The 24,595-nt window shown below is 50.6% G+C and carries 26 protein-coding genes; 20 read left to right on the forward strand and 6 right to left on the reverse strand.

All coding sequences use genetic code 11. The annotated features are described in order from the left end of the window. The first annotated feature begins 60 nt into the window (after positions 1–60). Entirely contained in the window at positions 61–546 is a 486-nt protein-coding gene (locus tag AC3CB2_RS14780) for a hypothetical protein (protein ID WP_352933736.1), read from the forward strand. Between the two features lie 5 nt (positions 547–551). Beyond that, positions 552–1,052, forward strand: a complete 501-nt coding sequence (locus AC3CB2_RS14785) for a hypothetical protein (RefSeq protein WP_352933739.1) — start codon at positions 552–554, stop codon at positions 1,050–1,052. 55 nt (positions 1,053–1,107) lie between these two features. Here AC3CB2_RS14785 and AC3CB2_RS14790 read toward each other — a convergent pair whose 3' ends face one another. From AC3CB2_RS14790 to AC3CB2_RS14800, 3 genes are all read right to left on the reverse strand, one after another. After that, positions 1,108–2,346, reverse strand: coding sequence for an OmpP1/FadL family transporter (locus AC3CB2_RS14790; protein ID WP_352933742.1), 1,239 nt, complete (start codon positions 2,344–2,346; stop codon positions 1,108–1,110). A 609-nt stretch (positions 2,347–2,955) separates the two neighbouring features. Beyond that, positions 2,956–4,245 (reverse strand): OmpP1/FadL family transporter, encoded by a 1,290-nt coding sequence (locus AC3CB2_RS14795; RefSeq protein WP_352933745.1) that lies wholly within the window; start codon positions 4,243–4,245, stop codon positions 2,956–2,958. Positions 4,246–4,980: 735 nt separating this feature from the next. Continuing rightward, positions 4,981–5,925 (reverse strand): heparan-alpha-glucosaminide N-acetyltransferase, encoded by a 945-nt coding sequence (locus AC3CB2_RS14800; protein WP_352933748.1) that lies wholly within the window; start codon positions 5,923–5,925, stop codon positions 4,981–4,983. A 244-nt stretch (positions 5,926–6,169) separates the two neighbouring features. Here AC3CB2_RS14800 and AC3CB2_RS14805 point away from each other — a divergent pair, with 244 nt between their 5' ends. Both AC3CB2_RS14805 and AC3CB2_RS14810 read left to right on the forward strand, forming a co-directional pair. Continuing rightward, complete coding sequence (locus AC3CB2_RS14805) at positions 6,170–6,583, forward strand: septal ring lytic transglycosylase RlpA family protein (RefSeq protein ID WP_371256238.1); 414 nt, start codon at positions 6,170–6,172, stop codon at positions 6,581–6,583. 117 nt (positions 6,584–6,700) lie between these two features. Next, positions 6,701–7,633: a DUF1402 family protein gene (locus tag AC3CB2_RS14810; RefSeq protein ID WP_352933751.1), complete on the forward strand. Its 933-nt coding sequence runs from the start codon at positions 6,701–6,703 to the stop codon at positions 7,631–7,633. Between the two features lie 44 nt (positions 7,634–7,677). On the opposite strand, the gene AC3CB2_RS14815 is transcribed toward AC3CB2_RS14810, so the two are convergent. Next, positions 7,678–8,343, reverse strand: coding sequence for an MBL fold metallo-hydrolase (locus tag AC3CB2_RS14815; protein ID WP_352933754.1), 666 nt, complete (start codon positions 8,341–8,343; stop codon positions 7,678–7,680). 549 nt (positions 8,344–8,892) lie between these two features. Here AC3CB2_RS14815 and AC3CB2_RS14820 point away from each other — a divergent pair. From AC3CB2_RS14820 to AC3CB2_RS14845, 6 genes are all read left to right on the forward strand, one after another. Further along, a complete protein-coding gene (locus tag AC3CB2_RS14820) occupies positions 8,893–9,543 on the forward strand; it encodes a cold-shock protein (RefSeq protein ID WP_352933757.1) in 651 nt (216 codons plus the stop codon). Positions 9,544–9,739: 196 nt separating this feature from the next. Next, on the forward strand, positions 9,740–10,594 hold the full coding sequence (locus AC3CB2_RS14825) for a 23S rRNA (adenine(2030)-N(6))-methyltransferase RlmJ (RefSeq protein WP_352933760.1): 855 nt from the start codon (positions 9,740–9,742) through the stop codon (positions 10,592–10,594). A gap of 179 nt (positions 10,595–10,773) precedes the next feature. Continuing rightward, complete coding sequence (locus tag AC3CB2_RS14830) at positions 10,774–11,298, forward strand: hypothetical protein (protein WP_352933763.1); 525 nt, start codon at positions 10,774–10,776, stop codon at positions 11,296–11,298. An 84-nt stretch (positions 11,299–11,382) separates the two neighbouring features. Next, complete coding sequence (gene hemG, locus AC3CB2_RS14835) at positions 11,383–11,931, forward strand: menaquinone-dependent protoporphyrinogen IX dehydrogenase (RefSeq protein ID WP_352933765.1); 549 nt, start codon at positions 11,383–11,385, stop codon at positions 11,929–11,931. 145 nt (positions 11,932–12,076) lie between these two features. Beyond that, on the forward strand, positions 12,077–12,694 hold the full coding sequence (locus AC3CB2_RS14840; RefSeq protein ID WP_352933767.1) for a glutathione S-transferase family protein: 618 nt from the start codon (positions 12,077–12,079) through the stop codon (positions 12,692–12,694). An 8-nt stretch (positions 12,695–12,702) separates the two neighbouring features. Beyond that, complete coding sequence (locus AC3CB2_RS14845) at positions 12,703–13,335, forward strand: glutathione S-transferase family protein (protein WP_352933769.1); 633 nt, start codon at positions 12,703–12,705, stop codon at positions 13,333–13,335. Between the two features lie 56 nt (positions 13,336–13,391). On the opposite strand, the gene AC3CB2_RS14850 is transcribed toward AC3CB2_RS14845, so the two are convergent. Continuing rightward, positions 13,392–14,057: an outer membrane protein gene (locus AC3CB2_RS14850; protein WP_008547496.1), complete on the reverse strand. Its 666-nt coding sequence runs from the start codon at positions 14,055–14,057 to the stop codon at positions 13,392–13,394. A gap of 394 nt (positions 14,058–14,451) precedes the next feature. Between AC3CB2_RS14850 and AC3CB2_RS14855 the strand changes: the two genes are divergently transcribed. The 10 genes from AC3CB2_RS14855 to AC3CB2_RS14900 all read left to right on the forward strand — a co-directional run bounded on the left by AC3CB2_RS14855 (position 14,452) and on the right by AC3CB2_RS14900 (position 23,434). Then, entirely contained in the window at positions 14,452–15,438 is a 987-nt protein-coding gene (locus AC3CB2_RS14855; protein WP_352933773.1) for a calcium/sodium antiporter, read from the forward strand. 101 nt (positions 15,439–15,539) lie between these two features. Then, the gene (gene uvrC, locus AC3CB2_RS14860) at positions 15,540–17,573 is read left to right on the forward strand and encodes an excinuclease ABC subunit UvrC (protein ID WP_425328948.1); all 2,034 of its coding nucleotides are present in this window, start codon (positions 15,540–15,542) and stop codon (positions 17,571–17,573) included. A gap of 83 nt (positions 17,574–17,656) precedes the next feature. Beyond that, complete coding sequence (locus tag AC3CB2_RS14865) at positions 17,657–18,688, forward strand: endonuclease/exonuclease/phosphatase family protein (RefSeq protein WP_352933776.1); 1,032 nt, start codon at positions 17,657–17,659, stop codon at positions 18,686–18,688. Positions 18,689–18,737: 49 nt separating this feature from the next. Continuing rightward, positions 18,738–19,427, forward strand: a complete 690-nt coding sequence (locus AC3CB2_RS14870; protein WP_352933779.1) for an HAD family hydrolase — start codon at positions 18,738–18,740, stop codon at positions 19,425–19,427. A gap of 117 nt (positions 19,428–19,544) precedes the next feature. Further along, entirely contained in the window at positions 19,545–20,180 is a 636-nt protein-coding gene (locus tag AC3CB2_RS14875; protein WP_352933782.1) for a thymidine kinase, read from the forward strand. Positions 20,181–20,207: 27 nt separating this feature from the next. Then, the gene (locus AC3CB2_RS14880; RefSeq protein WP_352933785.1) at positions 20,208–20,489 is read left to right on the forward strand and encodes an HlyU family transcriptional regulator; all 282 of its coding nucleotides are present in this window, start codon (positions 20,208–20,210) and stop codon (positions 20,487–20,489) included. A 117-nt stretch (positions 20,490–20,606) separates the two neighbouring features. Then, a complete protein-coding gene (gene pgsA / locus AC3CB2_RS14885; protein WP_008547678.1) occupies positions 20,607–21,179 on the forward strand; it encodes a CDP-diacylglycerol--glycerol-3-phosphate 3-phosphatidyltransferase in 573 nt (190 codons plus the stop codon). Between the two features lie 60 nt (positions 21,180–21,239). Beyond that, a complete protein-coding gene (gene moaD / locus AC3CB2_RS14890) occupies positions 21,240–21,491 on the forward strand; it encodes a molybdopterin converting factor subunit 1 (protein ID WP_008547358.1) in 252 nt (83 codons plus the stop codon). A gap of 46 nt (positions 21,492–21,537) precedes the next feature. Then, entirely contained in the window at positions 21,538–22,023 is a 486-nt protein-coding gene (locus AC3CB2_RS14895; protein WP_008547460.1) for a molybdenum cofactor biosynthesis protein MoaE, read from the forward strand. A gap of 151 nt (positions 22,024–22,174) precedes the next feature. Continuing rightward, the gene (locus AC3CB2_RS14900) at positions 22,175–23,434 is read left to right on the forward strand and encodes a multidrug effflux MFS transporter (RefSeq protein WP_352933789.1); all 1,260 of its coding nucleotides are present in this window, start codon (positions 22,175–22,177) and stop codon (positions 23,432–23,434) included. A 60-nt stretch (positions 23,435–23,494) separates the two neighbouring features. Here the strand turns inward: AC3CB2_RS14900 and AC3CB2_RS14905 are convergent, their stop codons facing one another. Beyond that, positions 23,495–24,394, reverse strand: coding sequence for a branched-chain amino acid aminotransferase (locus AC3CB2_RS14905; RefSeq protein ID WP_008548062.1), 900 nt, complete (start codon positions 24,392–24,394; stop codon positions 23,495–23,497). Positions 24,395–24,595: the final 201 nt, after the last annotated feature.

A 24,595-nucleotide genomic window follows, 5' to 3' on the forward strand; every position in this document is an offset into this window, starting at 1 on the left:
TTCTGGCCCGTGCAGATAAACACAACCGCTCACTCTCACTCACCGAGCAGGACAATAAGAATGATAAAAACACCTTTCGGACTTGGTGCCACAACCATATTTTCGGCCACCCTCCTCCTCGCGTCCACCGCACAAGCAGCGCCTTCTAAAAACGTAAGCGGTGAGGTCCTCGTCCCACTCAACTACATCATCGGCTTAAAAGAAGACGGTTCATCCGACCAGGCTGTGACAGAAGCCTGCGAGAAAAAGTATGAAGTGGGCATGGGCAAAGAAATCTTTGTCGAATACCAGATCAGCCCAACACAAAACCGCGCGGTTGCGCTGGTGGAAGACACCGAAGTCAGGCTCACCCCTCTCGGCATCCCGGAGACCTACTCTTTCACCTCAGATAAAATGCCGGATGTCCTGAAGCAAAAAGGCTTCCTGCGCGTGATCTTCACAATGGAAGATGATTTTGATGACGAAGTGGTCCACATCATCGCCGCCGGAGATCAGCCAACAGACAAGTGCTTCCTCAGCACCGAAGCCTTCAAGCTGAGACAATAAGGCGAATGCCTTACACAGCAACCGCCCGTCAATACACGCCACTTCGCACATTCGCAGTGATGGTGTGCTTTGGCTCTGCAGTTCTTTTGGGATCAGCCGGCAACGCAAACGCCCGGCTGGTCACAGAAGAACTCATGCTGTCCATCGCCCACTTCGGCACTGCTGTCAGCACTGGACTGGCTTCCTCAAACATGACCGACCACTGCCAGTCTATCTATGACGAGTTTCGCGGAACCGCTGTCTTTGTCGACTATGAAATAGACACCAGCTCAACCTACGCCTTCGCCGAGATCGCCGTTGCAGGTGAAGTAGTAAAAATGACCCCACACCCCATCAAGGCTCATTACAAGTTCTTCAGCAACAAGCTGCCGAAACACCTGGCAAGCCTCGGTGCCCAAGCGGTGATTTTCCGGATCAACAACAAGTTCAAACACCCCTCAGTCGAAATCCGCTTCAGCAACAACAACCGCTACGAATGCCACCTCATCGCCTCATCCCCCAAATAAAAAAAGGGCCAGAGATCACCATCCCCGGCCCCATAACTCTCAAAGATACAACAACTTAGAACGCAACGCGGATCTTGGAAGAAACAGCGAAGTTCCAGGAGGAGTCGTATTCGTAGTCGGCAACAGACTGTGTAGGTGTACCACCAATGTTACGAGTGATGGCGTAAGTACCTTCTCCTGCAGTCTTGAAAATAGCACGCCCACCAAGGGATAGCTTCACGTTTTCAGTCACATCGTATGCACCACCAAGACCAAGGTAATAGAGATCAGAATACGGTCCGCCAATACCTTTGTCCCAGCCAACGTTAGCACCTAAGCTAAGCTTGTCAGTCAGCTTATGCCCAACGCCTGCTTCTACAATCCAGCCATCGCTATAACTAAGATCACGTTCAACAACGCCAACTGCAGAACCACTGGTGCTCAAATCAACAGAAAGCTTATCAAGCACACTCCAATCGATCCATTTTACACCAAGAGACACAAGCCATCCTGGAGCAACCCCAGTCTTAATGCTTGCCTCAATTGATTGTGGAAGCTCTGCAGAAGCAGTAGCATCGAGTTCTGAAACAGCAACGCCAGTAGGAGCTACCACAGAGAAATCACCGTCTAAATCGAAAGCTATAGCAGAGTCATAAGTGACCTGAGCAACCAATGCTATCTCAGGAATCTCAAAAGCAGCACCGATGCGATAACCATATTCGCGATTATCTGTTTCAAGATCAATGGTTACGTCACCCTCAAATGCAGGTGTGGCAGGTGGGCCAGAACTCGCAGGAACATAGGTGAGCGATTTTTGAAGATAATCCAGAGAAACTGATCGTACACCACCAAACACGCGGATTTGGCTTTTTTCGCCGATCTGATGTTTAAAACTAGCCATTGCATCAATGCCAAGAGCATCGGCATCTGTCACGCCAAGCGACCGGCGACCAGCCCACTTAGAGCCTGGTTCTTCATTAATCCGGTAAGGCTGATAAACTTTTGCAAAGAAATCAAAATGGTCACCGATTCCAATCTTTGCAGCACCAGAACCAAGGAAAACATTTGGAGCAATATCGTCAGCACCACCACCGCTTACAGAGCCAGTAGGATCAGTTGCTTCCACATCTTCGAAATCTACATTTCGATCGCCGTAAGTTGCCTGTGCTTCAAATACATATTTCTCTGGAGCGAACAGAATATCAAAACTGTTCAAACCTTCAGTAGACCAACCACTCGCAAATGCAGCAGCAGGAATCATGGATACCGCGCAGCCCAGAACGGTGGTCTGAGCCAATGTTTTGAGAACACGCATGCCCTCTCCCCCTTATGTTTCCCCGTATACAATGTTTAAAACATTGATTTCAGGTTCATTCAGTTGGGAGCACTTGCTTAAGATACGGAAATTGCAGCGCGTTTCACCCCAATGCGATACACATGCAACCCGCACTCACCGAGTCTCTACGTGTCTCGCGCCAGTGCAATCCCACCAATTTGCAGAGCAAACTGATATAGTTCTAACTGCATGCATAACGCATTGAGAGAAATAATCACCCCTCCCATAGTATAAATACTACGCCATTTCGTTTGGGCAGGCATTTCAAGACTTAAATATAACCTAAGGTAAATAATGATGATATATTTACTTAACTACAGAGCAACGAAGTTAAGTACCAGATAGCGCCATGTATTAGACTATAGTCAAACTTACCTATACGTAAATTACTTAAGAGTTTTGAGCTAGCTTTTCCAACAAATCAACATGCTCATTTCTCCACAAAACTGTTGCACAAACAGCACAAATCGGGGTGTAGCTTGCACAAATCACACACACCCTGTGACACAGATCAAAATCAACCCTGCGCTGAAAACAAAAAAGCCGGAGACTAAGCCCCGGCTTCCGCAAATCAGTTGATCAGATCACTTAGAACGCAATTCGTAACTTCGTGTTCAGCGCATAGTTCCAAGAAGAGTCATATTCATAATTGTTTTCAGCTCCGCTCGCTAAATTGTTAGCATCACCCGCACCGGAAGTTTTATAGATTGCCGCTCCACCAAGAATGACTTTTACCTTGTCATTGAGAGCGTAAGATCCACCAAGTCCGAATGTGTAAGTATCAGAATAACTACCACCGACGCCGCGATCCCATTGAACAGAACTACCTAAGCTCAACTTTTCGTTGAGTTTATGCCCAACACCTGCCTTAACAGTCCAACCATCCTTAAAACTCAGCTTACGATCAGTTTTCACGTCGCCTTTGCTATCAGTCACAACAAGACGGTCGATCACTGACCAATCCATCCATTTTACGCCAAATGTGGCCAACCACCCCGGGGCTATACCTGATTGCACGTTCAGTTCGACAGACTGCGGCAATGTCAGCGAGGCATAACCTTTTCCTGGGACATATTGAGTACCAGCAGATGTTGGCACGATAACTCTTGTGTCACCGGCAACATCAATCTCAACAGCTGAATCATAGATGACGCTTGCACGTAAAGCATAGGCTGGAATTTCATAAGCGACGCCTGCACGCCACCCCCACGCCATTCCTTCTGACTTCAAATCAGCCTGAGAAATATAATCTTTTGAAGGATCAACAGCAGCTGCAAGCGGTGAACTTGCTGCTGCCAAACCAGCCTTTAGAACTGTTCCCCAGACCATTCCATCGGAGGCATAAGACAGATCATTTGCCTTTACACCAAGAATTGCACGAAGATTGCTGCCACCATCGATTTGGAATTTATAAGAGCAAGTAGCATCCATACCCAAAGTTTTGGCGACAGTTTCATACCCCCCATAACGTCCTTGCCAAGTTGGATCCATTTCCTCTGTTATTCCGAATGGATTATAAACCCTTCCAAGGCAATCGAGTTTATCCATCAGTGTTGCTTTAACACCGATTTGATAATTCCAAATGTTGGGCGTAGCTCTCTCTTTTGCAGAACCCGTGGTGACATCTGCAGGATTAATCACCCAATTGCCCGTAACAGGATGTCGAGCTCCCTGCGTCTTGCCACTCTTCACCTTGTAATCAACATTGCGATCCAGATAGGTCGTACCACCTTCGACAACAAATTTCTCAGGCGCAAACAGCAGATCAAGGGATCCTACTCCCATCGTATCCCACGCGCCCGCTAAAGCTGAGCCTGATCCTGCCAGCACAAAGCAGCCTGCTGCGAGGCCGCGGCCTGCATTCTTTAAAACCCGCATACTCTTCCCCCAATGCTAATGGGTCTCGGGCAACTCCCCAGGGCCGGACCCACGTTTGAAGGGATGCGAAGATATGTCGTGAAAGAAGAGCCCACCTCGAAAGAGGTAGTTCTATGTTTAAAACATTATTTGAGCATAGATTGTGACTATACTTACCCCACTAGCACGAAATTCCCAACATCACTTCATAATAACTGCGTATATTTACCGAGTGATATATTATCCGCACATTTATCGTGGTCAATACCATCCATATGTAGTTTTGAGTATTTTTCTTCTAAACCTAACTTTATGTGAGCTACACAAATGAGCAAAATATGACTTATGCATCGAAATAAAAACTCGAACACGAATGGAAAAACTCATTCAATTCTGAAACTTACGTTTAGGTAATGTCAAAAAATGTGTCGCAACACTGCGGCTCAGCCTGCGATGCCAAACCCCTTAGATTTCAGCGGGCAAAAAAAGCATATTTTTTCAATGCAATAACGACACAGCAGCATATTTGAGGCTTAACACCGCAAATATGCTGAAGCTCATGACCCAACTGATTCACGAGTAGCCCCCTCGCACATTGCATGGGCATATCTTTTTTGAGGAGGGAGGATAAACTCTGACACCAGAGGGAATATCTCAGTTTTCAGCACATCTCTGAAAATTGAAGGTAGCTATAGAACCACCCAGCGAGAAACGAACCAAAGCAACGCAAATTTCCCTGCGCAAATCCCGATAGCTTTATGGTCGCAAGCACACCTGAAACACCTGCTGCGCAATCTCACGCACATCAGGATCATTCGGCCGAACCAGCAGATCTTCCCAAACACCACGCTCCATCAGCTCGGCAGAAGTACACTCACAAGCTCGCGCACATTGCCGTGCGTCTACTGTCTGACTACACACCGCGGTACATGACTGCTGAAAGCTTCGCACCTGCCCATAACCGAACAGACCAACATTCACACCAACCCAAACGACACCAAACAGGATCGGTTGATGAAGAAGGTAGGTCGCGAGGGAATGGCGACCGAACCACGCAAAGCAACGCGAAATAACGCTTGGCGACGCAGAACCGCGCAAAAATCGCAAAAGGTCGTAGCGGGCAAAGATATCCCCGCAGCCCACGCCCAACAGCACAGGACCAAACCAGGGAATAAGCGGCACATAATCAACGGAAACTTCGGGTAATGAGTTGAGCCCCAGCCAGAAGAACTGGCGATAAGGCAGCACGTAATCCCCCAGCAAGTGGTAGAGCAAAATCACCCCTGCCCCACATAGCAACGCAATTATAAAATGAACCCGCAAAAACGGCAGAGCGAGCAAGCTGGAAACCACAATGGAATGCAGAATACCAAAGCGAACCCATTGATCCTGAAAGATAAAGTAGGTTGCGACAGAAACCGCCAGCGCAGCAACAGCAACCTTGATCTCCCGCCGCCAGAAATTCTCCCAACGAATGCCATTTCTATGCGCCAACACAAGACTGAAGCCAACCAGAAACAGGAAACTACCGGCAATCAACTGGGCGAACAGACGCCACCCCGGCGCACCGGAGACATCCCAACCAACAACATTGAACCAGGAGAGATCCCAGGAGAAGTGGTAAATCGCCATTGCCAGAAGCGCGAGACCGCGGGCGACGTCCGCGAGGATAAGTCTGCTTGGCAATGGGTTTTGCTGCACGTTGTTCCCCTATTCAGGATCTGCGAAAGCGGCTCGCACCACTACAAACGCGATGATTATCTTCAACCTACATAAACCAACTCATCAACACAGAAAATCTCTCCGGTCCCTAAAACAAGGGAAACCCTGTATAAATAGGGAAGCTAAATAGCCAATAGGCTTCGGAATGTCCTGGAACAATAAAGGCTTAGCCCACCGTGGCAGCCGCATCTACGCCCTCCTCCTTCTCATCACCGCCATCGTGATCGTGTTTGTTGCCTTCATTTTGCGCCCCCATCAGGTTGAGATAAAAACCTCGTCCCAATGCGGTGAAGCATCCTGGTATGCCCTCACCTCACAAACGGCCAGCGGGGAAATGATGGACCCGTCCAAACTCACGGCGGCCCACCTCACGCTTCCCATGGGCACCCGAGTGCTGGTCACAAACCTTACCAACGGCAAATCACTGACTGTCCGCATCAATGACCGCGGCCCTTATGCTCAAAACCGACTGATTGACCTTTCCAAAGCAGCAGCTGCGGAACTGGGTTTCATTAAAAGCGGTGTAACTCAGGTAAAAATCTCAGTTGCCAACGAATTCAAACAACACTTGAAAGGACACAAATGTAATAATCAACAATATACTTTTAATAGCGCTGCAAATACATTGACTGAATAAAATTTTAGGACAATTACTCTACACATAAGCAATCAGAACCTAAAATAATGAATAGTCCAGAGTTCGATTGCTATGAAGTTACCGCGTAAAACCAGTGCTGTTCTTTTAGCATTATGCTTGATCTTACCTAGTACTGACCTGTTGCTGAGCCCGGCAAACGCCAACGTGCCGCTTATTGTGCCTGCTGGCAACCGGTTGAAGATCCAGCCAACAATCCCAACTGCATCCGCAACTCGCACCAAAGCGTTCAATCGAACTTACGAGAAGAAGTTCCAGCGTATTCTCACAGTCCTCAAAAGAGAAAACCGCCTGATCCGGAACATCAAAAAAGTCGCTACACTCTATAATATCGATCCCGTTCACATCCTCGGCGCCATTGTCGGCGAGCACACCTACAATTACGACAGCCTCGACAGCGCACAGGGCTATTACATGAAAGCCCTGCAATACGCTCGAATTCCCATTTCATTTCAATATGATGGCGAGAAGGTTTGGAGCTTTGTAGAACGCCCGCAGTTTAACAACTGTCACCGTGAAGAAACCAGCAACAGTCGCTGGAGATGCTATGAACTCATCTGGAACTCCAAGTTCATGGGCAGACGCGTCGGCGGCATCCGCTATCCCAGAGAACCATTCCATCGCGCTTTCTTCCGCCCTATGTTTGCCGGTCAAAGCTTCGGTTTAGGTCAAATAACCCCACTGACGGCCTTGAAGATGAACGACATGGTCAACAGCATCAGCGGCCTCCCGAGGCTCAGTTCCAAAGACGCCTCGGGTCTATATAAAACAGTGATGGATCCCAACAAATCCATCCACTACACCGCCGCAGTTCTGAGAGATGCAATCAACGCCTACAAGCAGGTCGCGAACGTCGACATCTCTGAAAACCCCGGGATCACCTCCACGCTCTATAATCTCGGAAACCCTTGGGAACGCGCGATTTCTTACAGAAACAAACGCCGCATCAGACCAGCTCATCTGCCCCGCGAGAACTACTACGGCTGGCTGATCAATGAGCGCATCGAGGAACTCAGAGCGATCCTGCAATAAAAAAGGGGAGCTGAAACTCCCCTTCGCACCATAGTATCTGAGGCTTACTTCAGATACGGGTTGTTCAGTCGCTCATGACCAAGCGAAGACGCAGGACCATGCCCCGGCAGGAACGTAATGTCATCGCCCAGCGGCAAAAGCTTCTCTTTGATAGAAGCAATCAGCGTATCATGATCACCACCGGGCAGATCAGTACGCCCGATAGAGCCAGCGAACAGAACATCACCGGAAATCGCCAGCTTCAGGTCCGTATTATAGAAAACAACGTGCCCCGGAGCATGGCCTGGGCAATGCAGAACCTGAAACTCCGCTCCACCAGCAGTCACCACATCACCTTCCACAAGCCACTGATCCGGCTCAACTTTACGCACGGCATCTAGACCAAACTGCTTCGCCTGATCTTCAACGCGGTCAATCAGTGGGCGGTCAGCCTCATGTGGTCCAATCACTTTCACGCCCAATGTTTCTGCCAGTTCAGCAGCGCCACCAATATGGTCGATATGCCCGTGAGTAATGAGGATATGTTCAACAGTAACGCCAAGCTCTTTCAACGCAGCAAGGATGTGGTCAACATCCCCGCCTGGATCAACAACAACCGCTTTTTGCGTGTTTTTGTTCCAGACGATGCTACAGTTCTGCTGGAAGGCAGTGACCGGGACAACAGTAATCTGAACTCCTGACAGATCTGCTTTATTGCTGGCATCACTCATAAGTGCTCAATCTCCAAATTCCGAATTCCACGCACCATACAGTAATCATATTTGGCGGGCTACTCTCCGCTGCATTTGAACTCAGCTAATATTACGATTTTCAAATACAACCTCCAAAGCAAGTCCAAATAAATACCATTTATAATTGTGATCACAGTCAAACATGCAAATTTCATTTGTCATCGCAAAAATATTCGATCTTTTAGAGGTAAACTATGCCGTTTTATCCTCTAATTTCTGGTCACACCCCCAATTTCATAGGGTTTTACCTCCACCTTCCCTAGGAAAAGCTTGCCCTATTACCAAACTGACCCCTATTATATGCCGCGCATTCGTGAAGACTGCCTATGTTGATCTGGCCAATATTATTACCCGGCCAAGCAAATTAGGGAGCATTTGCGGTGTAAGGCAGGTAGGAGCTCTTAACCAAAGCCCCACTAGGACATTTGATTTTATTATTTGTTTGTTTTCGGACGGGCATTTGGCTTTGAGAAAGCGAGTACATGCGGATACTGGCAGGTTTAAATCCGCAGGAAAGGCGATATTGTAATGCATAATGGGAATTCGGGTCGTCGTCCACGCAGCAAGCGAGGCGGCAAGCGCGAATTTGGGGATTCGCAGAATTTCGGCCCGGAGTTTGGGGCACCAGCTTATTTTCCAGGAGATTCCGAGCGCGATGCCTACGCGCCTCCGATGATGGAAAATGAACGCAGAGGCCCCTATGGGAACCGCAACTCGGGAGGGTATGGCGGAGACCGGAATAACGGTTATCGTGCAAGCGGACACGGAGATGGTGACCGCGGCGGATATGGCAATCGTGCTAGCGGCGGCGGCGGAGGCGGTGGCTTCCGTGATGGTCCAAACGGTGGCGGCGGCGGTCGACGCAGCTATCCCCCGGTAGAACGAGGCCCACGCCAGTCAGGCACCGTCAAGTTCTTCAAACTGGATAAGGGCTTTGGCTTTATCACTCCGGATGAAGGCGAAAACGATGTGTTCGTCCATATTTCAGCCGTCGAACGCTCCGGCCTGACCACCCTCGATAGCGGCCAGCGGATTTCCTTTGAGACAGAACCTGATCGCCGGGGCAAAGGTCCAAAGGCAGTTGAACTGCGACTGGAAGATGGTCCAGCAGCTTCATCTGAAGACTCTCAATCTCAGCCAGAGATGAACAACGATTTTGACAGCATGGGTCAGGACTAATCCTCCTGAAACAGCTCTGTTGATTTTCTAAAGGCAGCATTTCGCTGCCTTTAGTTTTGTCCGCAACCTGCCTCTTTGCGCCTTGTCTCCTCCCCCGCCATCGGACTATAAGGCCGACAACAAACTCAGTCACAAGCGCGTCCAACGGCAACACATTCCCTCCGGCAGCGCGAAACAAAGGCCAACAGGCGCCACTATGAACTACCGGCACATTTATCATGCAGGCAACATCGGCGATGTCCTCAAACACGTCGTTCTTGCCAATATCCTGAAGTACCTCCAGAAAAAAGATGGAGCCTACCGGGTGCTCGATACACATGCCGGTATCGGCCTGTATGACCTAACCTCGGAAAAAGCGCAGAAAACCGGTGAATGGCAGCAAGGCGTCGGCAAAGTGCTGGAAAACATCGACGCCGCATCTGATCAGGTGAAGGAAGTCCTGGCCCCTTGGCTGGAGACCGTTGAGAATCTCAATCCCGGTGGTGGCGTCCAGTTTTATCCGGGCTCCCCGGAAATTGCCTGTATGCTCGCCAGAAAGCAGGACCGCCTGACGCTGACAGAACTTCATCCAGAAGATTTTGAAGAGCTGAAGAACAATTACGGCGGGGACAAAAAGGTCAAGGTGATTGCACTGGATGCCTGGCTGGCATTGGGTAGCTTCCTCCCCCCAAAAGAAAGACGCGGTCTTGTACTGATCGATCCGGCTTTCGAAGTAGAAGACGAGTTCAAGCGTCTCGCTGAGGGCGTCATCCGGGGCTGGAAGCGCTGGCAAACCGGCACATTCGCAATCTGGTATCCGGTCAAGAACCAGCGTGTCGTCAACCAACTCATTGCAACACTTGAAGAAGCTGGCATCCGCAACGCAGTGAAACTGGAACTCTCCGCAGGCCAGATCAGCGATGACAGACCAATGAAGTCCAGTGGCATGCTGGTCATCAATCCACCTTGGACGCTCACACGAGACATGAACACAGCTCTGCCATGGCTCTGTCAGGCCCTTTCTCAGGGCAAAGGTGCAGAATGGTCTGTGAAACAGGTCATTGCTGAGTAACCCCTCAGAACCTTTGATTGACCAGAATCCGCAAATCACTGATTGCTTAAAGCGCAGGATCAAAGCTCATGCGCTTTTTTGTATCTCGTCGCGCCTCGTAAAGAGGCTGGTGCATTCACGCTTCCTGCAAGCAGCCTTCTGCTGTTCACGACCAGCCAGCCTTTCCGTGGAGAGTGTTAATGCGCGCGAGATCAATCCTCACACTATTGACTGCAACTGTATTGAGTGTTGCCACCGGGACGACATTTGCCGCTGATCTTGTCCCTCCGGGAACCTTTGACTCCAACATCCCTCAGATAGACAAGGAAGACTTCATCGATCCAGATGAGAAGGTCTATTTCGGATGGTCCGGTGACTATCTGCCAGCCTGCGATTCCGGCAAAGCCCAACGCGCAGTCGCCCGCCAGATCGCCCGCGCAGTGCCCAGCTACTATGGCGGATTGCAAATCAAGCTGATTGAAGACATTCGCGAGTCCGAGTTCACAATCAGAAGGCCCAGTCCCGTTGGACGACGCTACTGCAACGGCATCGCCACACTGACAGACGACGCCCGCTATCGAATTTATTACGCACTCGTACAATACGATGGTTTCCTTGGCATTTCGTGGGGCGTCAAAGCGTGTATCGATGGCCTCGACAAGTTCCGGGTCTACGACGGCGAGTGTCGAACCGTTCGCCCAGAGCAGGAAATCATTCCGCGCTAGCAGCCTTGCTACATCATGCCTCGTAGGACGAAGAAAGCTGGAGATCTATAATCCATCCAGCTCAGTCCTACGGGTATGCAGTTGATGAAACACTATCTCGCTTACGCAAGCCATGAAGGCCAAACCAGAAAAATAATTGGCAAGATCTCGGAGATTCTTGAACTCAAAGGAGAAAAGGTTGTCTTCCTCCCCCTTGCAACGGGGATGGAGCCACTCCCTTCTGATTTGCAAGACGCCAGCATTCTGATCGGTGCGCCCATCCGCTACGGCTTCCATCTCAAGCCAGTGCGCCAGTTCGTGCAGCAAAACCTAAGCGAACTGAATGCAGCTCAAACAGCCTTTTTCTCAGTCAACCTGACAGCTCGAAAAGCCGAGAAGAGCACACCAGAAACCAACGCATATCTCAGGAAATTCCTCGAAAAATCAAAGTTCCAGCCAAAGCAGGCTGCTGTCTTTGCAGGTGCGCTCAACTACCCTGATTACAAACCGTGGGATCGCCTGATGATCCAGCTCATTATGAAGATGACCAATGGTCCAACAGACCCATCCCTTTCCATCGAGTTCACGGACTGGCAAGCCGTTGAACGCTTTGCAGAAGAAATCGCGAGCCCACGGGAGGCGCAGGCACTTTAGCAGCGAAGTCACTTGCATTATTGGAAGAAACACGGATATCGTGCAGACCACTCAATTCTCCTAGAGCGTCTCCCCGAAAAGTAATTCCGGTTTTCGGACAAGGATGCGCGTAACAACATGATTTAGTGTTTTACAGGTGGCTGCCATGCAAACTCTTCGTTCCTCCAGCGCTTCTCCATTTGGTCGCAAAATCAAGCTCGCGCTGTATGTGTTAGGCTTCGCAGATAAAGTGAACGTGGAAGTCGCTAAGACACTGGACCCAAACGATACGCTGCGCCAGCAAAACCCACTCGGCAAGATCCCGTGTCTCATTCTAGAAGACGGCAATGTGCTCTATGATAGCCGCGTGATCACCGAATATCTGGACTATATGGCAGGCGGTGAAAAGCTGATCCCTGCCGGAGCTGAACGCTTTGACATCCTCACCAAGCAAGCACTTGCGGACGGCATCTGTGATGCAGCTATCCAGATCGTCTATGAAGGCCGTATGCGCCCTGAAGAGAAGAAGCATCAGGATTGGGTAGACTACCAGCAGGCCAAAATAGATCGTGCGCTCACAGCCTTTGAAAACACCCCACTCCCACAGGTTCAGCACAACTCACCAGATGCCGCACAGATCGCTCTGGCTTGCGCGCTCGGATATCTTGACCTTCGCTTTGCAGGCGAATGGCGCAAGTCCTATCCAAAACTCGTCGCTTGGCTTGATGACTTCGCCTCCAGCGTCCCAGCCTACGACAAAACCAAGCCTGAGCCAGGAGCATAAGAGCTGCAATGATCATCCTTCGCACATCACCAACCTCTCCTTATGGGAGGAAGGCTCGCATTGCTGCAGCTGTTCTTGGTCTTGAAGATCAGGTCAAAGTCGATTGGGCAGACACCCGAGCTTCTGAAGGATCTTTGTACGAGCAGAACCCGCTTGCAAAAGTCCCGACACTGCTGCTGGAAAACGGCGAGATCGTTTACGACAGCCGCGTTGCACTGGAGCTGCTCGACACGCTCGCAGGCGGCGGCAGGATCATCCCAACAGGTGAAGCACGCATTTCAGCGCTGACAAAACAGGCAATGGCGGACGGCATCACGGATGCAGCTATTCAGGCGCAGATCGAAACCAGAAATCATCCGGAAGAACACTGGAACACAGTCTGGATTGATCGCCAACAAGGTAAGGTCAACCGCACACTCAAAGCGTTCAACGACCAACCGCTTCCAACGCCAGCACAAACCAATGGCATCCCGGACTGCGCTCAAATCGCTTTGGCATGTTCACTGGGTTATCTGGACTTACGGGCTAACGGCGACTGGCGCCACGAAAATCCGGAGCTCGTACGCTGGCATGACGCCTTTGTGGAGCAGGTGCCAGCCTATAATGAAACACTGGCACCAGAGATGCTCGAAAGAAGCTAAAACAAAAAAAGGCGCATGCCAGAAGCATGCGCCTTTAATGCAGAAAATCCGTTCAATTAGAACTTCATGGACACGCCTGCGCGTACCAGATTTTCGTCGATCTTGGTTTTTTCAGTAGTACCACCGAAGTCAAACTTCTGGTCGCCGAAATCCTGATAGAGGTATTCGAGGCGAGCAGTCAGAGTGTCGGTTACTGCGTGTTCAACACCAGCACCTACAACGTAACCAATCGCAGTTTTCTCATCTTTGCCTGCAGAAGATTTTGCAGTCAGGTCTTTGAATGCAGCACCACCTGTACCGTATACGAGGGTACGGTCGAGAGCGTAACCAGCACGAGCGCGAACAGTCGCATTCCAGTCAGACTGCAGCTCTACACCAGCGCTTTTCTCTTCAAGGTCATTGTACTGAATGTCAGCTTCAGCACCCAGCACAACGCTAGGAGCAACCATGAAGTTGTAACCAGCGTGAACGCCTGCAGTTACACCGTTCTGGTCGTCATCCAGAGCACCGGATGCACCGCTTTTGCCATCGGCGCTGAGGAAACCCCAACCAGCATTGGCACCAATGTAAGCGCCGGACCAGTCATACGCAGAAAAGGTCGCTGGTGTTTCATAAGAAATTTCTGGCTGACTTGGCTGCACTGGCTGAGGGAGGTCAGCAGCAAGGGAAGTGCCGGCCATCAGACCGAAAGCAATAGCGGTACAAGACGCAATACGCAGCATGTATCATTCTCCAACAAATATAGGCGGAGCGCATGAAGCGCATCCGCTGGGGGAAGGCGATCAAATGAGACCGCCCCGGGATGGAGAAAGATATGATTTGACTTTGTGGCTGGATCTGACGCGAATTCTGGTTAATTCAAGGCAAACTACAGAAAGAATATGGCGACTTTGACAACCTATTGTTTACGCTAGGTAATATATACTATTTGAGTGGCCTTTTTACTATACACAAGCTGTGATCATTTCTGCCGACTGAAATTTTTGCAGAGATCAGGTATCAAAAGTGATCTGAGACACTTCAAGAACGCCGCAAACCTGTCTATATACCCGGTCAGACTCTTGTCTGCCCCCTTCGGTGTAAACAAAAAACCATACATAATTGGAATTTCAGCCTATGCTTTTCTCATATGCTGCCCTCCTCGGAGGTCTCGCACTCTTGATCTTTGCCGGTGACCTGCTTGTACGCGGCGCTGTGTCAATTGCTCAGGCATTGGGAATTCCAACACTCATCATCGGCTTGACCATCGTCGCCTTTGGTACCTCTGCACCAGAACTCTTCATCTCTCTGAAGGCCGCCTTTGATGGCGTAAGCGGCGTTGCAATCGGCAACGTGGTTGGTTCCAACATCGCCAACGTGCTGCTCGTACTCGGCGTTCCAGCCCTCATCGCAACAACACCATGCGATGAAAATGGTGCTCAGAGAAATGCCCTGTTCATGCTGGTGGTCTCTGTAATCTTTGCAACACTCTGCTTTATGGGCACCCTCACCCATTACGCAGGCATCGGTCTTCTGATCTTGCTCGCGATTTTCCTTGGCGATTCCGTTCGCGCAACGAAGAAGCACAAGAAAGAAAACGGCTCCTGCTGCACAAAAGACTCCGACGATGATGAAGAAGACGATCTCGACGTCGATTCCGTACCGGAAAACAAAGGCATTGCAGCCCTCTTTCTGATCCTCGGCCTCATCGGCCTGCCGCTTGGCGCCCAACTGACCATCTCAGGCGCAACCGATGTTGCTTCTTCCTGGGGTGTTTCTGATGCCGTGATCGGCCTGACAGTCGTTGCTCTTGGCACTTCCCTGCCAGAACTCGCTACGACCGTGATGGCAGCGATCCGCCAGCACTCCGCGGTCGCACTTGGCAACGTTATCGGCTCCAATGTCTTCAACCTGCTCGCGATCATGGGGATCACGGTCACTGTTATCCCGATCCCGATCCCGGAGCAGATCCTCGTCTATGATATCTGGGTCATGCTGGCCTGTGCCGTACTGCTCTACATCTTCGCAGCCAAGCGTCTCTGCCTTGGCAAAGCATGGGGCATTTTCCTAAGCGTTGCTTACGTCGCTTACATCTACGGCGTATTTGCTCTGGATTTCATCTAAGAGACACACCTAAAACGCTTTTGAGAGAACGCACCTGCCGTTGAATCGGATAAGGTGCGTTTCCATATTTTACTTCTGAACATACCGAGAGCGAACGGACCATGGCCAAAGACACATCCGACATGCCTGCCCAAGCAGAAGACAATGTCGATGTGCCTGAGAGCACTCCGGAAATCCAGTTTGAAAGCAATGCTTCTCCGCGCAAGCCGGGCGTGAAGGGCGTTGAAGTCATCGCTGATTTCGTCAAACGCCTGCCACTTGGCCCTGGCGTCTACCGTATGTTTGATGAGGACGGCGAAGTCCTTTACGTCGGCAAAGCCCGCTCACTCAAAAAGCGTGTAACAAGCTATACACGCCTACAAGGCCAATCCAACCGCATCATGCGGATGATCATGGCAACTGCCGCCATGGAGTTTGTCGAAACTCGCACAGAGCCTGAAGCCCTGTTGCTGGAAGCAAACCTGATCAAGCGACTGCGTCCTCGCTTCAACGTGCTTCTGCGTGACGACAAATCTTTCCCATACATCCTGATCAGCGCCGATCATGAAGCCCCTGCCCTGATCAAACATCGTGGCGCGCGCATCAGAAAAGGTGACTACTTCGGCCCATTTGCTTCCGCAGGTGCAGTGAACGACACCATCAACGCCATGCAGAAGGCGTTCCTGATCCGCAACTGCTCTGACAGCTACTACTCCAACCGCTCACGCCCTTGTCTGCTCTATCAAATCAAACGCTGTGCAGCTCCATGTACCGGTGAAATCTCTATCGATGACTACAAAGGCCTTGTAGCTGAAGCAAAGTCCTTCCTCTCCGGGAAAAGCCAGCTCATCAAGCAGGAACTCGCTCAGGCCATGGAAAAGGCCTCTGAGAACCTCGACTTTGAACAAGCCGCAGTTTATCGCGACCGTATAGCAGCACTCTCCCACGTTCAGAGCCATCAGGGCATCAACCCACAAGGCATCGAGGAAGCCGACGTCTTCGCCACCTATCAGGAAGGAGGCCAGACATGCGTTCAGGTCTTCTTCTTCCGTACAGGACAGAACTGGGGCAACCGCGCTTACTTCCCAAAGGCGGACAAAAGCTACGAGCCCTCTGAAATTCTGGAGAGCTTCCTTTCCCAGTTCTACGAGGACAAACCACCACCACGTATGGTCCTGCTCTCCCATGATCTCGAAGAACATGATCTGCTGGCAGAAGCCCTGACAGCCCGCGCAAACCGCAAGGTTGAAGTCGCAACACCAAAACGCGGAGAAAAACGCGAACTGGTGGAACATGCGCTCACCAATGCGAAAGGCGCACTAGGCCGCAGACTTGCTGAAACCTCCAGCCAACTGAAACTCCTGAAAGGCGTTGCAGAAGCCTTTGGACTGGATCGCACCCCACGCCGCATCGATGTTTTTGATAACTCCCACATTTCGGGAACCAACGCTGTTGGTGGAATGATCGTTGCTGGTTCTGATGGCTTTGCAAAAGGCCAGTACAGAAAATTCAACATCAAGTCGGAAGACCTGATCCCCGGCGATGACTACGGCATGATGCGAGAAGTCCTCTCCCGCCGCTTTGCACGCCTCCAGAAAGAAAATCCGGAAGGTTACGAACAAGCTGCACGCTTCAAAGCACAATCCAAAGCGAGCCAGGAAGCCAAAAGTGATGAACAAGACATCACACCTTCAAACGCCGACATCCCTGCATGGCCAGATCTGGTTCTGATCGATGGCGGCAAAGGACAGCTGAGCGCTGTGCGTGAAACACTGGAAGAAATGGGTATCACCGACATTCCACTCGTCGGTATCGCAAAAGGCCCGGACCGCGATGCAGGCCGCGAAAAATTCTTCGTAACTGGAGAGCAAAGTTTCATGCTGCCGGAGCGCGACCCGGTTCTGTATTTCGTCCAACGTATGCGAGATGAAGCCCACCGCTTTGCCATCGGCTCTCACAGAGCCCGCCGCAAAAAAGCTATTGTTGCCAATCCACTGGATGAGATTGCTGGCATCGGCCCGGCAAGAAAGCGCGTTCTTCTCCGTCATTTCGGTACGGCAAAAGCCGTCTCAAAGGCAGGCATCGACGACCTGAGAGCTGTCTCTGGTATCTCCGAAAGCATAGCCAAGCTGATTTACAATCACTTTCACGAATAATCACGGGATAACGCGTTGTTTTTACAAATAGAAAACGACTCTGCGCTATTCTCGATAAAATTTAACAGCCAAAGGTGAAGTCAGTGCGGTCAGACAGGGTATTTTTAAAGAAGAAGCCAAATACCCCAATACTGCTTCATCTGGTCCGTGCCGGAACGCTTGCTGTCACCTTCCTTCTTCTGTTCTCTCTGGTTGCACCGGGCAATCTTCTCAGCGAGGCAGCTGCTTTCTTCATCCCGCAACTCATCGCTGCAGGTTTTATCGGTCTCCTGATATGGCTTGTCATGGCCAGAAGACTGCATTGGCTTCATTTGCTATGCCTTCTGGGCTTGATCATCTCCAGTTTCTGGATGGTCACCAGCATTCGCCTTGTCAGACAGCCCACCGCTATTCTGGAAAACCATCCGGACAGTAAGAGCTTCAACGTCATGAGCCTTAACCTCCTGCATATGCAGTTCGGGAAAGAAGCTCTGCAGGAACTCATCGAAAAACGCCAACCCGACCTGATCGTGTTTCAGGAAACCGCGAGCGCAACCCCGCGCCTCCAAGCATTCCTGAGAGAAAACTATCAGTACGCTATCCTTCCCCCTGAAAAGAAAGACACCGATCTCACAGTTTTCAGTAAGTTCCCATTAGAGAACTCAAAGCGCAATCTTGTACCGGGGCTGGGGTTCAACGGTTACATTCCCCGTGAGTTCTTGAGCGCAGATGTCAATGTCAATGGCCGGAAAATTCAGCTTTACGCAATCCACCCAGCAAGCCCGCGCAGCAAACGTCGACTGAATGGCCGCACGACCTATGTGGATTACGTGTCCAAGCACATCCAAAAACATCGGACAGATACACCCATTATGGTTTTAGGGGACTGGAACACTCCGGTCTGGTCAGATACCTTCCAGAAATTGCTGGCTGATCTGAAGCTGAAAACAACATTCACGAGCTTCGTTCCGCAGACCACGCGATATTTTATCAATCCATTCCTTGGAAAGGTGTTGGGATCTAAAGTTGATCACATCACCTCTTCTGAAAAAATAATCATCAAAGACCTTATGATTGGCGAAGACATCGGCTCAGACCATTTTCCAATCTTCGCAACACTTCACATATTACCTTAAAGTAAGGCTATAATAACTTTCTAGGAACTAATCCGGAGGGAAACTTGGAATGCCACGAGAATTGCTCATATCGTTCGACGCAGACCAAACCCTCTTTGACTTTCAACGCATTCTCGATGAAGCCCTGATCACCACTGCAAGCTTTCTCAGTCATTATTCAGAAAAGCCCATCACGCCCAGGCGCTTGAAGAGAATACACAAGTCTCTTGTAGAAGACGCTGATCCCAACAATATCCGATTGCTAGAAATACGAAGATCCTCATTTGAACAAGCACTTAATCCACTGAGCAATGCTAAGGAATTATCCGAGCAGGCACTGGAGATCTTCAAAAGAGTCCGATTTGGTGATCCCTACTTCTATCCCCATGTCAAAGAAACACTCGCGACACTAAAACGAAACTACAAAACAGCGCTAATCACCAACGGCAACTCCTGTCCCAAAAGCGCAGGGATCGCCCACCTCTTCGACTTCGTGGTGATGGCAGAAGAATATCCCTACCGAAAGCCAGACCCTCGCCTCTTCGATGCCATGCTCTCGATGGCAGGTATGAGCCCCGACAAACTCATTCATGTCGGAGATTCACTGGAACATGACATAGCAGGTGCAAACAATATCGGCGCCACATCCGTCTGGTTTAACCCCCTTCATCACGACAACAGCTCCCCTGTCCTGCCAGATCACTCCATTGCCTGCATGAGAGAATTACCTAGTTTGGTAGCTGGATACGCCTCCCGCTGAAAGTTTGCCACTGAACCTTGTGAGTAACCTCCCATGGTTCTGGCCTCACTCGCGAATCCATGTATGAAGACCTAATCAGATTGAACGCGATGAGGCGCTCTGCGCCGCGAAGGGCCAATGGCAAAACTATATTTCAATTTCTCCGCAATGAATGCTGGTAAGTCCACTCTGCTGCTGCAGGCCTCCTACAACTATCAGGAACGTGGCATGCGCAGCCTGCTGTTCACAGCAGCGCTCGACAACCGCACCAAAATCGGAGAAATCTCCTCGCGTATTGGCCTCAAATCAGACGCTCTGATCTACGACACCGAACTCGATCTATTTGCCTGCATCGAAGAGCAGCTCAAAGAGCAACAAATCAACGCCGTCTTTATCGACGAAGCGCAGTTCCTAACAGAAGATCAGGTCTGGCAGCTCGCCCGTGTTGCTGATCACCTCCGCATTCCTGTGATGGCATATGGTCTTAGAACCGATTTCCAAGGCAAGATGTTCCCCGGCAGTGCCGCGCTTCTTGCAATCGCAGACATCCTTCGCGAAGTCAGAACCATCTGCTGGTGCGGCTCTAAAGCAACCATGGTGGCGCGTATGGATGAGAGCGGCAACATTGTTGAAGAAGGTGATCAGGTTGTCATCGGCGGTGAGGAATCTTACATCTCGCTCTGCAGAAAACACTGGTCTATGCGCAAACTTGGCGAGCCAACTGAAAACAAGGATGCGCTCGCAGACATCCTGTGCGAACCTGTAGACCACTGAAACCACGTTTAGTCTGGGAGAACTACCATGGGCTTTTTCTCACGTCTGTTTGGCGGCAACAAAGACGAAAACTCAGCTCCAGCTACAAAAGCAGAAGAGTTTGAGGGTTATCTGATTTACTCCGAGCCATCCCGTCGTGGTGGCCAGTGGCAAACAGCGGGCCGCATCACTAAGCAGTTTGGTGAAGAGACCAAAGAACATGTCTTCATCCGTGCAGACACACATGCCTCTGAAGATGAAGCAAAAGAGTTCTCTTCGCGCAAGGCAAAGCAGATCATTAAGGAAATGGGTGACGGGATGTTTACATAATCCCACATACTCCCCCAAAGTCCTGCACAAATACGCGGGCCACAATTGACAGGACCCGCTTGGATGTGCACACCCTGAGTATGAGCGCTTGTTAGCCGCGTAAACTTGAAGGTCCATATGTCCCGTAAGCTTATATTTTCGCTTCCAAATATTCTTACTTACGGCCGCATTGCTGCTGTGCCAGCTCTGGCTGTGTGTTTCTATTTCCCGACCCACACTGCACGTTGGATTGCATTAGGTATCTTCTTCGTAGCTGCCATCACGGATTTCTTTGACGGATATCTCGCCAGAATTTGGCAGCAACAGTCCGCCCTTGGCCGTATGCTCGACCCGATTGCTGACAAGCTTCTTGTTTCAGTTTGCCTCCTTATGTTGGCATGGGATCAGACCATCGGAAACTGGTCCATCTTTGCAGCAATCATTATTCTCTGCCGAGAAATCCTTGTTTCCGGCTTGCGTGAGTTCCTTGCTGAGCTTCGTGTTTCAGTGCCCGTGACCAAACTGGCTAAATGGAAAACCACAGTCCAGCTTATTGCACTTGGCTTTCTATTGGCAGGCCAGGCAGGGGACGTCATCTTCCCGTACACCACTTCAACCGGCATCGTGCTACTTTGGGTCGCAGCGATTTTGACCTTATATACGGGCTATGACTACTTCCGCGCTGGAATTGGCCATCTGATTGAAGACTAATTCCTGTAAAAGACGAGGCTTCCATTCAAAGGAAGCCATATAAGACCGGGGCTCAATCTCATGAAAATTCGTTATTTCGCTTGGCTGCGTGAACGTACTGGAACCTCCGAGGAAACCATTGAGCTTCCGGAAAACGTCAAAACGACTGGTGAGTTAATGAGTTGGCTTGCAGCTCGCGATGAAGGCTATGCCTTCGCATTTGAGCAGCCAGAAACCATCCGCATTGCCGTTGATCAGGAACACGTAGAGGAAGACCACGTTCTGACTGGAACGGAAGAGGTTGCATTCTTCCCGCCAATGACAGGCGGTTGAGGAACACCTCTCCTTTTTCCAGCAATTCCGAAAGTCTGCGAATACCATGGCAAACAGCACCACAGAGTATACAGTCCGCGTTCAGGCTGAGGATTTCGATGTTCTGGCAGAGACCGAAATCCTCACCAAAGGCCGCAAAGATGTTGGCGCAATCGTAACATTTACAGGCCTTTGCCGTGACGAAGGCGGCACACTCGAAGCCCTTGAGTTAGAGCACTATCCGGGGATGGCTGAGGCTCAGATCTCCAAGTTTGCGCAGCAAGCCGTGGAACGCTGGCCAATCACCGGCCTCACCATCATTCACCGTTTTGGCAAAATCCCACCAGGTGAGAACATCGTGTTGGTCATTGCAACCAGCCCACACCGCCGTGCAGCATTTGAAGCCGCCGACTTCCTGATGGACTTCCTGAAAACGCAGGCTCCTTTCTGGAAGAAGGAACATCTTAAAGATGCTTCTGAAGGCACCTGGGTTGAAGCTAAAGCAGCAGATGATGCAGATGCCGCCCGCTGGAATGAAGAAAAAGCCAAATAACTTCAGCATCTCATAAACATGCATCACGCAACAATGGACTGGCACTTGCCTTGACATAGCCATGTTTGCCAGTTCAAATAGAAGCTAATTTAAGTTTATTAGGTCGCAATCGCGGCCTCTTACCTTTTTGCACCCAACAAACAGGTCTCTGATGTCTGCAGTTTCTGATCTGCAGCATGAGCGAGTACCTCATCCTGGGCTTTCCTTATGGGAAATTGTCAGCCTTGTTGCAGCGCTTATGGCGCTAAACGCGGTTGCGACGTCTATGATGCTTCCGGCTCTCCCAGCCATGAGCGAAGCATTGTCTGTCGCTGACAATGATCGCCAGCTGGTGATCACGGCCTACATGATTGGTCTTGCTTGTGCCTCCCTCTTTTTCGGTCCGCTCTCGGATACGATTGGTCGAAGAACCACGCTTTTGATCGGCCTAAGCCTGTACATCATAGGCGGAGTGTACTCGACGTTTGCCATGAGCTACGAGCACATGCTCGCCGCCCGTGCGCTGCAGGGTGTTGGCGCGGCGGCTCCGAGGGTCGCCTCTATCTCCATGATCCGAGACTGGTACAGTGGCCGTCAGATGGGTAAGGTGATGTCCCTCGTCATGGTCGCCTTCCAGATTGCACCTGTCATAGCCCCATTCCTGGGTCAGGTCGTTCTGTGGTTTGCACCATGGCAGGGGGTGTTTGCAGCTCTGACCATGTTCGGTGTCCTCCTTCTGGTGTGGTGCCTTATGCGCCTGCCAGAGAGCCTTGATCCTGTAAATCAACGTCCGCTGGAAGCCCGGTCGATCCTGAGCGCTTATCGTCTGGCCCTAACCACTCGAGTTACCGTTGGCTACATGATGGCGATGACCTTCGTCTTTGCCTGCTTGTTTGCGTTCATCAACTCAGCACAACAAGTGTTTATGGAACGCTTTGCTCTCGCTGATTTGTTCCCGATTGTCTTCGCTGCAATTTCCATCGCTATGGCACTCTCCTCCTATCTCAACTCTCAGATGGTGGAGAAGTATGGCCTGAGAAAAATGTCTCACATGGCTCTGCTGGGCTTTACAGCCACCTCTCTGCTAACCGCAGCAATTGCTTACAGTGGTACGCTGACCATCGTGTCGTTCATCGCCATTCAGTCGCTGGCCATGTTCTTCTTCGGCTTCATTGGCCCAAACTTCAACACCATGGCCATGGAACCATTGGGACGCGTTGCAGGCGCTGGCTCTGCCATGATCGGCTTCATCACCACCCTGATCGGCGCATTGCTCGGCGCAGGCATTGGCAAGCTCTACGATGGGACTGAGCTACCACTCGTCTATGGCGTAGCACTCTTCTCGATCCTCGGACTAATCTGTGTTCTGATTACTGAGAACGGGAAACTCTTCAAACCGCAACATGAGCAGCCACAACTCGCAACCAAGTAAAACGAAAAAGCCCGCCGCTCCAACCGAGCCGCGGGCTTTAAAATTTTTAAGCTTCAGAGCTTAGCTTGCGACAAGCAGCTCTTCTTTAGCTGGCTGAACGGCAGCCATGTAATCCTCAATCATCAGCTTGGTGATGTCGCCCGGAACGAAGCTGTAAGGGCCGATCTCGGAAACCGGGGTAACTTCAGCAGCGGAACCAGTCAGGAAGCACTGTTCAAAGCCTTCCATCTCCTCAGGCATAATACGACGTTCGATCACTTCAATCCCGCGAGCACGCGCCAGATCAATCACTGTGCGGCGTGTGATGCCATCCAGGAAGCAATCCGCAATCGGCGTGTGGATCGCACCGTCTTTGATGAAGAAGACGTTTGCACCAGTCGCTTCAGCAACACGGCCCTGCCAGTCCAGCATCAGAGCATCGGAGTAACCCTTTGCTTCAGCGGCATGCTTGGAAATGGTGCAGATCATGTAAAGGCCAGCAGCCTTGGACTTGAATGGCGCAGTCTTAGGATCAGGGCGACGATACTCCGCCATGTCCAGACGGATACCTTTCAGGCGCTCTTCAGGAGAGAAGTAACTTGGCCATTCCCAAGCAGCAATCGCCAGATGGATGGTATTCGCCTGCGCTGAAATACCCATCATCTCGCTACCACGCCATGCAACTGGGCGCAGATAAGCATCGGTCAGGTTGTTCTCAACCAGCATCTGCTTACAGGCATCGTTGATTTGCTCTTCCGTCCACGGAATGGTGAAACCCAGAACTTCAGCAGATGCATGCAGACGTTTGGTGTGCTCTTCCAGCTTGAAGATCTCGCCGCCATACGCACGCTGACCTTCGAACACACTGCTTCCGTAGTGCAAGCCATGTGTAAGCACATGCACTTGGGCCTCTGACCAAGGAATGATTTTTCCATCCAACCAGATTGAGCCTTCCAGCTGATCAAAGGGTATACCCGCCATTTCTCTTCTCCATATGGCGAACAATTCACGGTGCAGGCAAAGCAAGGCCTTGCCAGTCAAGGTGTGTTCTAGCTAAATCAATGAGTTCTTAAAGGATAGGTATAACGACCAGCCGCATTACAACTGCAGATGTTCAATATCTACCCACGATGTAAAACCGATGAAGAAATTAATTTTTCAACTATTGCGCACACAGCGCAT

This window comes from Pseudovibrio sp. SCP20, assembly GCF_057774105.1.